General features: G+C 68.9%; 12 protein-coding genes. 6 read left to right on the forward strand and 6 right to left on the reverse strand.

What is annotated here, in order from left to right; genetic code table 11:
* Window positions 1–515 precede the first annotated feature (515 nt).
* The 6 genes from ACWGIH_RS39135 to ACWGIH_RS39160 all read right to left on the reverse strand — a co-directional run bounded on the left by ACWGIH_RS39135 (window position 516) and on the right by ACWGIH_RS39160 (window position 4,405).
* Window positions 516–1,019: a metallophosphoesterase family protein gene (locus ACWGIH_RS39135; protein ID WP_453448301.1), complete on the reverse strand. Its 504-nt coding sequence runs from the start codon at window positions 1,017–1,019 to the stop codon at window positions 516–518.
* 66 nt (window positions 1,020–1,085) lie between these two features.
* Window positions 1,086–1,670, reverse strand: a complete 585-nt coding sequence (locus tag ACWGIH_RS39140) for a hypothetical protein (protein ID WP_453448300.1) — start codon at window positions 1,668–1,670, stop codon at window positions 1,086–1,088.
* Window positions 1,671–1,742: 72 nt separating this feature from the next.
* Window positions 1,743–2,417 carry an HNH endonuclease family protein gene (locus ACWGIH_RS39145; protein WP_453448299.1) on the reverse strand — a complete coding sequence of 225 codons (675 nt, stop codon included), beginning with the start codon at window positions 2,415–2,417 and terminating at the stop codon, window positions 1,743–1,745.
* Window positions 2,418–2,666: 249 nt separating this feature from the next.
* On the reverse strand, window positions 2,667–3,386 hold the full coding sequence (locus ACWGIH_RS39150; protein WP_453448298.1) for an alpha/beta hydrolase: 720 nt from the start codon (window positions 3,384–3,386) through the stop codon (window positions 2,667–2,669).
* 261 nt (window positions 3,387–3,647) lie between these two features.
* Entirely contained in the window at window positions 3,648–4,118 is a 471-nt protein-coding gene (locus tag ACWGIH_RS39155) for an NUDIX hydrolase (protein ID WP_453448297.1), read from the reverse strand.
* A 65-nt stretch (window positions 4,119–4,183) separates the two neighbouring features.
* Window positions 4,184–4,405 carry a hypothetical protein gene (locus ACWGIH_RS39160; RefSeq protein WP_453448296.1) on the reverse strand — a complete coding sequence of 74 codons (222 nt, stop codon included), beginning with the start codon at window positions 4,403–4,405 and terminating at the stop codon, window positions 4,184–4,186.
* Between the two features lie 145 nt (window positions 4,406–4,550).
* Here ACWGIH_RS39160 and ACWGIH_RS39165 point away from each other — a divergent pair, with 145 nt between their 5' ends.
* From ACWGIH_RS39165 to ACWGIH_RS39190, 6 genes are all read left to right on the forward strand, one after another.
* On the forward strand, window positions 4,551–5,786 hold the full coding sequence (locus ACWGIH_RS39165; protein WP_453448295.1) for an oxygenase MpaB family protein: 1,236 nt from the start codon (window positions 4,551–4,553) through the stop codon (window positions 5,784–5,786).
* 17 nt (window positions 5,787–5,803) lie between these two features.
* Entirely contained in the window at window positions 5,804–7,030 is a 1,227-nt protein-coding gene (locus ACWGIH_RS39170) for an oxygenase MpaB family protein (RefSeq protein ID WP_453448294.1), read from the forward strand.
* Between the two features lie 122 nt (window positions 7,031–7,152).
* Entirely contained in the window at window positions 7,153–9,468 is a 2,316-nt protein-coding gene (locus ACWGIH_RS39175; protein ID WP_453448293.1) for a molybdopterin cofactor-binding domain-containing protein, read from the forward strand.
* Between the two features lie 48 nt (window positions 9,469–9,516).
* On the forward strand, window positions 9,517–9,993 hold the full coding sequence (locus ACWGIH_RS39180; RefSeq protein WP_453448292.1) for a (2Fe-2S)-binding protein: 477 nt from the start codon (window positions 9,517–9,519) through the stop codon (window positions 9,991–9,993).
* A 142-nt stretch (window positions 9,994–10,135) separates the two neighbouring features.
* On the forward strand, window positions 10,136–11,200 hold the full coding sequence (locus ACWGIH_RS39185; RefSeq protein ID WP_453448291.1) for a class I SAM-dependent methyltransferase: 1,065 nt from the start codon (window positions 10,136–10,138) through the stop codon (window positions 11,198–11,200).
* Window positions 11,201–11,273: 73 nt separating this feature from the next.
* On the forward strand, window positions 11,274–12,041 hold the full coding sequence (locus ACWGIH_RS39190) for a hypothetical protein (RefSeq protein WP_453448290.1): 768 nt from the start codon (window positions 11,274–11,276) through the stop codon (window positions 12,039–12,041).
* Window positions 12,042–12,049: the final 8 nt, after the last annotated feature.

Genomic DNA, 12,049 nt, shown 5'->3' on the forward strand with positions numbered 1-12,049 from the left:
GAAGCCCGGCTCCAGCGGCTCGATCACGAACCGGGAGCGGAATTCGTCGACGACCTCTTCGGTCAACGAGGGACGCTGAGCGATCAGCATGAAGTATTTCCTCCAAAGTTCGGCGCCCGCCATTTGACGCCGTGGACACTGCAAAGGGTAATGGGTCGCACACCCTCACCTGGCGGTCCGGGGCCAGGAGTCGCCGGGCAAGGGTACGCAAAACGTGGATGAAGCCTGCCACGAGGGTCGGCGAGCCCCGTCCGGGGCCCGTCCGAAACCCGTCTGAGGCCGTCCCGCGTCCGGCGCGGGCTGCTCATCCCCAGGTCAGACCGGTGGCCGGAGCGGGGCCGAAATGTCGGGTAGCGACTGTTCCGACGGACGGGCAGGGAGTGCCCACGGCGGCCACGAAAGTGTTGACGACACACGTCTGCTCCGGGTGTGTCGTCCCACCTCAGCGGCCTCCGGCGCTGCCGCACAAGGTGTCGGCGAACACCGCCCACGGCGCACGTATCCAGCTGCTCGGCTCAACTTCTCGGCGGAAGCCGATGCAGCGTCACGTCGTGCAACGCGCCGTCGGAGACCGTCAGAGTGAGGAACGTGCAGTACGGCTGGCGTCTGCGGTCGGTGGGTGAACCGGGGTTGAGCAGGCGGAGGCCGCCGGGGGCCGTGGAATCCCAGGGAATGTGGCTGTGACCGAACACGAGCACGTCCGAGTCCGGGAACCGTTCGGCGCACCGGCGCTCACGGCCGGTCGCCGGCCCGGTCTCGTGCACGACAGCGAACCGCACGCCGCCCAGCTCCGCGCGGGCCACCTCGGGGATACGCCGACGCAGCGGGGGGCCGTCGTTGTTGCCGAACACGCCGATCAGCCGACGTGACCTGGCCTCGAACAGATCGAGCGTGGCCTCATCGATCCAGTCTCCGGCGTGGATCACCGCGTCGGCCTCGTCGATGCCCGCCAGGAGTGCGTCGGGCAGGGCCTTGGCCCGCGTCGGCACATGCGTGTCAGAGGTCAGCAGCAGCCGCATGGTTCCAGCGTAGGCCGGTCGGTGACCGGTCGGGCTCCGGCCTCGCCGGACAGGTCCATACGCGGGTCAGGTCCTGACGTCTGTTCGTGGGCGGCCGCTGTGGCGCAGCCGCAGACGGCGCCGCGGGTGGGAGCGCAGTACAGGGTGCAGGCTCCAGTTGCGTTCCTCGGCGAAGCGGACGACGTAACCGGCGCCCGCGCTGCGGAAGTAGTGGGCCCCCAGGTCGAGATCGCGGCTGTACCCGGAGAGGTTGGAGGCGTCTTCCGCGCGTCGGGTCTGCTTCTCGATGCGCCGGTCCACGCGTGCCCGGTAGTACGCTGCGTCGCCTTCTCGGAAGAGGCCCACCGGGGTCACGCACCACAGCGGGACGATCGGTATCTGGCCCATGGTGGCGTCCAGCACCCGGACGGCACCGTTCTCGGCTCGCGGCACCAGATAGACGATCAGCTGTGCCACGGAGGCCGCGCAGTAGAAAAGGGCCGCGAGGAAAAGCCACGCCATCCACCACAGCGGCAACAGCAGGAGTGTCAGGGGCAACAGCAACAGCCACCGCAGTGGGGCCGGACGCGCGGGAAGCGGGCCCCACGCCGGGGCGTCGAAGTCGGACACGGGCGCTGCGTTCCCCTTGGGCTCACCATGGCGTGTGGGCATAGCCCGCGACTATACGCCGAAGGCCGCGCGGGAGTCCGGCGGTTCCCGTGCGGCCGAGTGACAGTGCGGTGGCTACGGAGCAGGGGTGTAGGTGACCGCGGTGTCCTTGCACTGGCCGGAGGCGAAGACGGCGATGGCGTCGAGTTCGGCGGGGTTCGCGGCAAGGTCCCAGCGCAGCTTTGTGGCGACCCACTCGGAAAGGTAGCGGCAGTGCGCGGTGGGCAGCGGCGGCAGCCACTGTGAGGGGTCCTTGTCCGCCTTGGCGCGGTGGGTGCGGGTGGTGACAGCGGCCAGGGAGCCGGGGGCGCCCAGGTCGTTGGCGTAGGCCTCGCGGCGGTCCTCGCTCCAGGTGGAGGCACCGGATGCCCAGGCCTCGGCGAGCGGAACCATGTGGTGGACGTCGAGCTTCTTGGCGTCCTCGACTTCTTGGGCGTCGAAGTAGGACAGCCATTCGCCGTCGCTGAGCTTGCAGCCCGAGGAGACGGACGGTGCCTCATGAGCCTCGGCGATCAGTACCTCGGCGCGAGTGTTGCAGCCGTCGTCCGCCACCAGACCTGCGTTCCAGTGCGCGAACGCGGAGGGTGCGTAGCCGTCGCGGCGTTCGTCGGCGACCGGGATGCGGTGCACGGCATCGGCCAGCGTCGTGGTTTCGGTGGAAGCGTCCTGAGCCTGCGTCGGTGCGGACGCAAGAAGAGGGGTCAGGGACAGACTGAGCGCCGCGAGTCCGCGGCCGAAATTCTTGATCACCCCGGCAGAGTTAGCAGCCTCTGATCTCGTGCGGTGGGCGCTGAGCAGGCGACCCAGCCGAGTGGCGGAAGAAGTTCACCCCAGAAACGTTCGGGTGATCTCCGCCGACGAGCACGTGGAGTTGTGCGGGGCATGCAGGACGCACGCCGCCCGCCGGTCACCGCCATCGAGGAGGGCCTGAGCCTGTCCTCGACGGCGGCATCACGGCTGGCACCACTTACTGATTGCTGCCGGTCTCGTGGCCCGGCTCTACTTCAGGTGCCGGTCGAAGAACCGGCCTCCGTCCTCCACCTCGAACCACGGGGTGCCGGTATGCCCGCCCAGGTTGGCGTGCAGCGTCTTCTGCTGGGTGCCGAAGGCGTTGAAGAGGTCCAGGGCTCGCTGCCGGGGGTTGCCTTCGTCGTCCCACTGCAGGAGGAACAGCAGCGGGACGGTGACCTGCCGGGCCTGCTCGCGCTGGGCGTGGGGCACGTAACCCCCGGCGAAGAAGCCGGCGGCCGCGATGCGCGGCTCGGCCGCCGCCAGCCGGATGCCGAGGGCGGTCCACCCCGAGTACCCGACCGGGCCGTCGACTTCGGGCAGCGAAAGGAGGGCGTCCAAAGTGGTCTGCCATTCCGGGGCCGCTTTGTCGACCAGCGGCCCGATGAGGGACTCGAAGAGCTCGTCGACCGGCTCGCCGGCCTGCAGCGCCCTGCGGAGGTCGGCACGGGCCTCCTCGTCGGCGGCGCAGCGGGGTCGGTCGCCGCACCCGACGGCGTCGATGGTGGCCACCGCGTAGCCGTGCGCCGCGGTGTGCCGGGCCCGGGCCACCAGCCTGGCGTCCCGCTTGGGGAGGCCGTTGTTGTGGGCCATCAAGACCAGTGGGGCTGGCGCGGAGGGAGGAGTCCACAGGGTGCCGGGGATCTCGCCGAGGGTGAATTCGCGTTCCAGTACGCCGTCGTCGAGGCGTTGCTCGGAAGTGAACTGCATGGTCGTGCCTTTCGGGAGCTCGTGAACGGCGCTCCCGGACGACCTATCGCCCGACCGTGACCCCGGAGGGGAGCACCCATGTCGATTCTGCGTTCACGGGTACCACCTCCTCGTTCTCTCGCACGGCCTCCGGGAAACTAGCAGGGGTGGCCGTGGCCCGCCAACGAGTTTTCGCAAAGCCCCCGTGGCCGGATGCCGCCCCCCTCACACGCTGGCCTCACCCGCACGTCGCACCGCTAGCGGCCACCGCACCTCATCTGCTCACCTACGCGCGCACCAGGGGCCGTCTGGAGCCAACGACTCCAGCAAAGACGGGAGTTGCGGCGGCTCCACGGGGTCGGGCAGCGAGCCCAGATCCGGCCACGCGATCCAGATGTGGGTGTCCAGGTCGGCCTGCTCGTCGGGGAGCAGGCCGGTGCGCACCAGCGATGGCCGGGCCTCGGTGAACCGAGCGGCGAAGAAGTGCTCGGTGCCGGTGTACCGCTTACCGTTCCATTGCACATCACGGTCCACGAGCACCGACTGATCCAGGACGGCCGTCGGGTCGAGTCCGGTTTCCTCGGCCAGTTCACGTCGTGCCGCCATCAGCGGTGTCTCGCCAGGCTCGATGCCGCCACCGGGCGGCTCCCAGAGCCATGTCCCGTCGAATGGGTCGCGCCAGCGCAGAAGCAGCAGACGATGAGCAGCGTCCAGGCAGATGACCCGTGCGGCGGGCCGTTGTGTTGTCTCCACCGCCCTGACGCTACGCGGCGCTTGAGCATGCTGCGGGCATCGGTCGCGGATGGCGCAGGCGAACCCTAGGAGCGGGCGGAGCGCGGTGGTTCGAGCATGGGCACGAGGAACTGCCGGGCCACCGCGCGCATTCGCATGCGGCAGAACTGCTCGTACGCGGAGTCGAGCAGCCGCGTGAACACTTCGTCGTCCGGATCGGCTCCGTAGGCCCCCTCGGTGAACGCCAGTTCCAGCACAGAGGGGGAGCCGGAAGCAGGCCCGGTGAGGTCCGGCAGGACAGGTTGCACGACCGCCCCCCTGATTGCGTGAAGCCTCTGGTGTTCAAGCCTCGGCTGTGCTCCCCTGTTGATACAGAGATGCTCAAGACGTTTCATCGTACCAAGCGAACCGCGGAACCACGGAGCTGCCGAACTCACGGAGGAGTTCAGAGCGATGGATGGACTCAGTAGACGCAAGATGTTGACGGCGGGTGGCGCCCTCGGGGCCGTCGGGGCGCTGGGGGCGGCTTCACCGGCCAGTGCGAGGGCGCTGTGGACGTGGGCCCCGAGCAATTCGATAGCGGGCACGGGCGCGGGAGTTGACCCCGAGTGGGTGTGGGACGAGGAGGCCGACAAGCTGCTCGCCTCCGTGATCGACCGCGGCGACGTGCCCAAGGTCAATGAACTGCTGCGCACCTGGACCCGCAACGGCCAGGCGCCCCCGGCCGGACTCCCGCAGGACGTACGGGAGTTCGTGGATCGAGCGCGGCAACTGCCCTCATGGGCGGACCGGGACAAGCTGGAGCGGGCGGCCGCCTTCAACAAGTCCCGCGGCTTCTACCTCAACCTGCTCAACGGAGTGGGCGGCGGCATGCTGAGCACCGCCATCCCGAGGGAGGCACGTTCGGTCTACTACTCCAAGGGCGGCGCCGACATGGAGGACCGCGTCGCCAAGACGAGCCTGCTCGGTTTCGCCATCGGGGACCTGAACGCCTACCGGCCCGACGGCGACGTCATCGTGCACGCCGTCAAGACCCGCATGGTGCACGCGGCGGTGCGCCATCTGCTGCCGAAATCCCCGGCCTGGGTGCGCAACAGCGGCGGCCAGAAAATCCCCATCAGCCAGGCCGACATCCTGGTCACCTGGCACAGCCTGGCCACCTACGCCATGCAGAAGCTCCTTGAGTGGAAGGTCCCGGTCAGCTCCGCCGACGCCGGCGCCTACCTGCATGTGTGGCAGGTGACCGTGCACATGCTCGGTGTCCGCGACGAGTACATCCCGGTCAGCTGGGAGGCGGCCAACTCCCAGTCCAAACAGGTCCTCGACCCGATCCTGACCTCCACCAGGGAAGGTGTCGAACTGACCGACATCCTGCTGGGTCAGCTCGCCGAGCAGACCAGCCCCGGCGGCATCGACCGGCCCCTGTGCAACGCGCTCGGCCGGTACCTGGTCGGCGACCGGGTCGCCGACATGGACGGCATCCCGAAGGAGCCGTTCTGGGACGGCGTCCTGGAAAGCATCTGGCCGAAGCTGGTGGCCTTCCGCGAGAAACTCATCCCCTTGCCGCTGGTGCCACCACTGGCCTGGACGCTCGACGAAGCGGCCCGCCAGTACATCCTGTTCTACCTCACCAAGGGCAAGGGCACCCACATCGAGATCCCCGACACCAACCGGCCGGGCACCAGCTGAAGGAGGAGTGCGCAGCGATGGACGAACTGAGCAGACGCAAGGTGTTGATGACGGGCGGAACCCTGGGGGCTTTCGGGGCGCTGGGCATGGCCACGCCGGCCGGGGCGCGCTCCCTGTGGTCGTGGTCTCCCGCATCGTCGATCGCGGGCAAGGGCGCGGGGATCGACCCGCAGTGGCTGTGGGACGAGGAGGCCGACCCGGTCCTGGCCGCCGTACTCGACCGCGGCGAAGTGGCCAAGGTCAACGAGGCGTTACGGCAGTGGACCCGCAACGATCAGCCGCTGCCCGACGGACTGCCGCGTGATCTGCGGGAGTTCATGGAGCACGCCCGCAAGCTGCCCTCCTGGGCCGACCGGGCCGAACTCGACCGCGGCGCCCAGTTCAGCAAGACCAAGGGGATCTACGTAGGGGCGCTGTACGGCCTCGGCAGCGGTCTGATGAGCACCGCCATTCCCCGGGAGGCGCGGGCCGTCTACTACTCCAAGGGCGGTGCGGACATGAAGGACCGCATCGCCAAGACGGCGCGGCTCGGTTACGACATCGGGGACTTGGACGCCTACCAGCCGCAGGGCTCGATGATCGTGACCGCGGTGAAGACCCGGATGGTGCACGCGGCGGTACGGCATCTGCTGCCGCAGTCCCCGGCCTGGGTGCAGAACAGCGACGGCCAGAAGATCCCCATCAGCCAGGCGGACATTCTGGTCACCTGGCACAGTCTGGCCACACTTGTCATGCGCAAGCTGAAAGAATGGGGTGTCCGGGTCTCCGACGGCGACGCCGACGCCTATCTGCACGTGTGGCAGGTGACCGCGAACATGCTCGGCGTCCGAGAGGAGTACATCCCGGCCACCTGGCAGGCGGCCGACGCCCAGTCCAAGCAAGTCCTCGACCCGATCCTGGCCGCCACGACGGAAGGGAAGGCGCTGACCAAGGTACTGCTCGACATCGTGGCCGAACTCGACGCCGGCCTGACGCGTCCGCTGATCAGCGCGTTCTCCCGCTACACACTCGGCGACCGGGTCGGCGACATGATCGGCCTGTCCAAGGAGCCTGTCCTGACACCCCTGGTCGCCGGCGCCTGGCCGCTCCTCGTGGCCTTCCGCGAAAAGCTGATCCCCCTTCCCGGCATCCCCGGGATCATGTGGACGCTGGAGGAGGCCATCCGCAAGTTCGTCCTGCTGTTCCTCGCCGAAGCCCGCCTGCCCATCTCCATCGACATCCCGGACATGAACCGCCCGTCCTGAAGGCCTGTGACAGCCGGGCGCGGCCGCGCCCACCTGTCGGCCACGCCTGAGGCGGTGGCACCCCGCGCCACCGCCTCGGGCAGTCCCCGCCAGCCCACGACCACCGGAGTCGAGCCGCACCCATGAACCACGATGAGACCGCCGAGCAGCGCGACCTCTCCGGCCTGGACAGGCGCCGTTTCCTGGGTTTCGTGCTGGCGGCGCCGACACTGGTGACCGCCGCTGAGCTCATACCGGCGGACGAAGCAACGGCGCAGGTCCGCGAAGACGGCATTCCCTCGCCCGAGGTCACCGAACTGGTGGACCTCAACGACGTGATGACGGCGGCTGCCCTGCCGACCTCCGGCCTGATCACGGTCCGGGTCAACGGCGACGGCACGGTGTCCTTCGCCCTGCCCCGGGCCGAGGTGGGGCAGGGCATCACCACCTCTACGGCGATGCTGATCGCCGAGGAGATGGACGTACCGCTCGCACAGGTGCGGGTCACCTTGGCCGACGCGCGACCGGAGCTCGTCTTCAACCAGCTCACCGGCGCGTCCAACACCACCATCTCGACCTACACGCCGGTCCGGGTGGCCGCCGCCATCGCGCGCGGACGGCTGCTGCGGGCCGCGGCGGCCGAACTCGGCACTCCTGCCCGCGACCTCACCATCGAAGCGGGAGTCGTCACCGGACCCGCGGGCAAGAGCATCGCCATCGGAGCCCTCGCCGAGAAGGCCGCGGGCGTACGGACGCAGCAGGTCACCGCCGAGCTCAAGCCGGCGGAGCAGTTCACCGTCATCGGCACACCCCAGCGCCGTATCGACGCCCTGGACGCGGTCACCGGGCGCAAGAAGTTCGCGATGGACCTCAGCGTCCCGGACGCCGCCCCGACCATGGTGTGCCGTCCCCCGACCATCAACGGCAAGGTCGGGTCGGTGGCCAACACCGCTGAGGTCCGCGCCATGCCGGGCGTCACCGACGTCGCGGTGATCTCGACCGGGGTGGCCGTGCGCGCCCGGACCTTCGGGCAGTGCATCGATGCCGTGCGCGCGCTGAAGGTGTCGTGGAAGGCGGGCACCGCGGAGGGCAAGTCCGATGCCTCGGTGCTCAAGAAGCTGGCAGCCGCCGAAGTGCCGCTCGGCCTGCCGCCGTTGACCCCCTACGTGGAAGGCAGCTTCACCTTCCACTTCCGCAGCAACAGCGCCCTGGAGACCAACTGCGCCATCGCCGACGTGCGTTCCGACCGGGCCGAGATCTGGTCGAGCCTGAAATCGCCGATCGTGGCCAAGGAGATGATCGCCGCCAGACTCGGGCTGCCGCTCGGTGCCGTCACCGTGCACGTCACCGAGGGGGGTGGATCGTTCGGGCGCAAACTCTTCTTCGACGCCGCGCTGGAAGCCGTCGAGATCTCCCGGAAGATCGGCAAGCCCGTCAAACTCATGTGGCACCGCGCCGACGACTCCCGCCAGGGCCGCACCCACCCCATGGCCACCTCCCGCGTACGCATCGCCTACCTGGGCGACACCGTCCTCAGCTACCGGCAACGCCACACCAGCGTGGCCACCGATCTCAGCCACGGCTTCGGGGAGATCCTCACCGCCATGGCGGCGAAGCTGCCCGTGGCCGACCTCGGCTTCTCCGAGACCTTCTTCCAGCTCTCCCAGTCCATGCCGTACAACTTCGGTGTCCACAGCCGGCTCCTGAACGAGACCGACAAGAGCTTCAACACGGGCAGCATGCGCAACGTCTATTCGCCCGACGCCACCTGCGCCCGTGAGCTCCTCATCGACGAACTGGCCTCGAGGATGGGCAAGGACCCCTACCGCTTCCGGCGTGCCTTCCTCAAGGACGAACGGGCCAAGGCGGTACTGGAGAAGGTCGCCGAGGCCGGGCAGTGGGGCCGGTCGATGCCGGACGGCATGGCGCAGGGCATCGCGTTCCACTCCGAGTACCACGCCACCAGCGCCGTCCTGGTGGAGATCGACTGCCGCCCCGAGACCGTCAACCGCCCCGTCCGCGACGGTGTCACCGGACCACGCGTCACCAAGGCCGTACTCGCCGTGGACGCCGGACTCACGGTCAACCCCCGCGGACTCGAGGCGCAGATGATGGGCTGCGCCATGGACGGCATCGCCCTGGCCCTCACCTCCAGCCTGCACCTGCGTGACGGCCACTTCCTGGAGGCCAGCTGGGACAACTACTTCTACACACGGCAGTGGAACACGCCACCCGAACTGAAGATCATCATCATGCCGGACACCAGTGAAAAGCCGGGCGGAGCAGGCGAGTTGGGCGTCTCGGCGGCCATGGCCGCGGTCGCCTGCGCATACGGCCGTGCCACCGGCGCCATGCCCACCACCTTCCCCATCAACCACGCCACCCTTTCCTTCGAACCCAAGCCGACGACCCCGCCCATTCCTCCGTCCCCGACCGACGGCCTGGACCACGCCTTCTGACGTGCCGCCTTCCGCCAACTCCCGTCGCCACCGATGTAAGGAGCCCACGTGCCCCAGCACACCTTCCGCCTCAACGGCGAGCAGGTCACCGTCGACATCGCCGACGAGGAACGACTGTTGTGGGTGCTGCGCGACGTCCTCGGTGTCACCGGCCCCAAGTACGGCTGCGGCATCAACGTCTGCAAGGCATGCACCAGCCACCTCAACGGCAGGGCCGTCAACCCCTGCGCGATCCCGGTGGGCAACCTGCGACCCACCGACGAGGTCACCACGATCGAAGGACTGCCGGCCACGGTGGGCAAGGACCTGCACCCCATGCAGGAAGCATGGCTCGACCACGACGTGGCCCAGTGCGGCTACTGCCAGCCGGGCCAGATCATGGCCGCCGTCGCACTGGTCCGGCGAGCCGCCGAGGAAGGCCGCGAGATCAGCGAGGCCGACCTCGACGGAATCCGCAACATCTGCCGCTGCGGCACCTATGCCCGAATCCGGGAAGCCATCAGGTCGGGCGCCGCGCGGATGTGAGCGCAGCTGGTCGCGAGAAAAGTAGCTGGTGGTCGCCGTGCGATGACCGTGTGCAGGCAGCTGCGTCCCGCTCCGGCTCGGCCACCGAAAGGGGCGTAACTTGTGAAGGGGGGCGGGTGTGATGTTGCTCTGAGGAGGGACCATGACACTGGATCCCGCACGGCAGGAGGAATTCGCCGGCCTCATGGTCGACGTACTCAACAAAGGAGTGCTGGCCCTCCTCGTCAGCGCAGGCCACCAGACCGGCCTGTTCGACACGATGAGCACGCTGCCGCCGTCAACGAGCGACGGCATCGCCAAGGCGGCGCAACTGGACGAACGGTACGTCCGCGAGTGGCTGGGCGGCATGGTCGTGGGCGGTTTCGTCGAGTACGACCCGGAAGGGGCGCTGTACCTGCTGCCGCCGGAACACGCCGCCTCCTTGACCGAAGCTGCGGGCCCCGACAACCTCGCCGGGATGACGCCCTACATCGCGCTGATGGGCGAGGTGGAACAGCAGGTCGTCGAGGCATTCCGGCACGGCGGAGGAGTTCCGTACGCGGCGTATCCCCGCTTCCAGGAACTGCAGGCGCTGGAGACGGGCCGGGTGTACGACGCGGCCCTCGTCGAGAGGATCATCCCGCTGGTGCCCGGCCTGACCGAGCGGCTGCGCGACGGCATCGACGCCCTTGATGTCGGCACCGGCCAGGGGCACGCGCCCCTCGTCCTGGCCCAGGCGTTCCCGCGCAGCCTCCTGCACGGCCTCGACCAGTCCGGGGATGGCATCGAAGCGGCCCGCGACGAGAGCGCGCGCCGCTCCCTGGACAACGTCCACTTCACGGTCGGCGACTCGACGCAGATCACGGGACGCTACGACCTGGTGACCGCTTTCGACGTCATCCACGACCTGGCCCGGCCGCAGGAGACCCTGAACGCCGTCGCCGCCAGCCTGCGAGAGGGAGGCACCTTCCTGATGGGCGACATCGCCGCGTCCAGCAAACTGGAGGAGAACCTCGACCACCCCCTCGCGCCCGCCCTCTTCGGCTTCTCGGTCTTCTACTGCATGACCACGTCGCTGGGCGCCGGGGGAGCGGGCCTGGGCACGATGTGGGGCGAGCAGACCGCCCGCCGCATGCTCGCCGAAGCCGGCTTCACCGACATCCAGACGCGGACGGTGGAGGGGGACCCGGTGAACCTCTACTACGTGGCGACGATCGGGCCCACATGACCCGGCCCACCGGGTAATGTAGCGATCTTCGGCCGGCTGTAGCCGTACGGAGTCCTCGAAGGCCGAGTACATCTTGCATCTCGACGACCGTTCCGCACCCCGCCGCCTGAGCGCCGCCCTGGAGAACCTCTCGGTCTCCTTCCGCGGCATGACCGCACGCCCGGATGAGCACAACTGCGAATGCCACTGGGGCAGCCCCGAGGAGCTCGCCCTTCTCAAGACGCCGGATGTGGAACTGGATCCGGACCTTCTGCGCAGGGCCTGGCAGGCGATCGACTGGACCGACCACGGGGCTGTGCTGCGCCGCGTCCTGCCGCAGTTCGCCACGGCTCTGGTGGCCGGTCGCGTGGAACCGCTGTTCGGTCTGGAGGAGGCGGGGTACTCCTTCGCCCGCGGACGGTGGCAGCAGTGGCCAGATGATCACGCCGGTCCGGTACGCGAGTTCCTGCATGCCTGGTGGGCGGCGAGTCTCACCGATCCGGATGCGGCCGTCCCCGCGTATCAGGTCTTCGCGATGTGTGCCGAGGCGTCCGGGACCGTTGCACCGTGGCTCGCAGCCTGGGCGGAGCACACCGAGGACCTCAGCGACCGGCGTCTGGCCGAGGCGGCCGCCCAGTGGGAGTACGACCTCTTGGGGGACAGCCTGCCGTGGTACGTCGGCTGGTACGAGCATGACGAGGAGAAGCTGCGCGCCGACCTCGTCACCTGGCTCCTCGGCCATGGGGCGACGCGGCTCCGGGAGTCGGGCGCATCGGAGGATCTGCGGCACCGGATACGGTTGCTCGGCCTCACCGACGAGGACCGCTGGACCGATCCGTACTGGCCCGGTCACCGCTACTAGCGACAACG

The sequence above is a fragment of the Streptomyces sp. NPDC054872 genome, assembly GCF_053610705.1.

Coding starts and splice junctions, on each gene's coding strand:
- ACWGIH_RS39135 (WP_453448301.1), bottom strand. CDS start 1,019: ATGCGGCTGCTGCTGACCTCTGACACGCATGTGCCGACGCGGGCCAAG.
- ACWGIH_RS39140 (WP_453448300.1), bottom strand. CDS start 1,670: ATGCCCACACGCCATGGTGAGCCCAAGGGGAACGCAGCGCCCGTGTCC.
- ACWGIH_RS39150 (WP_453448298.1), bottom strand. CDS start 3,386: ATGCAGTTCACTTCCGAGCAACGCCTCGACGACGGCGTACTGGAACGC.
- ACWGIH_RS39165 (WP_453448295.1), top strand. CDS start 4,551: ATGGATGGACTCAGTAGACGCAAGATGTTGACGGCGGGTGGCGCCCTC.
- ACWGIH_RS39170 (WP_453448294.1), top strand. CDS start 5,804: ATGGACGAACTGAGCAGACGCAAGGTGTTGATGACGGGCGGAACCCTG.
- ACWGIH_RS39175 (WP_453448293.1), top strand. CDS start 7,153: ATGAACCACGATGAGACCGCCGAGCAGCGCGACCTCTCCGGCCTGGAC.
- ACWGIH_RS39185 (WP_453448291.1), top strand. CDS start 10,136: ATGACACTGGATCCCGCACGGCAGGAGGAATTCGCCGGCCTCATGGTC.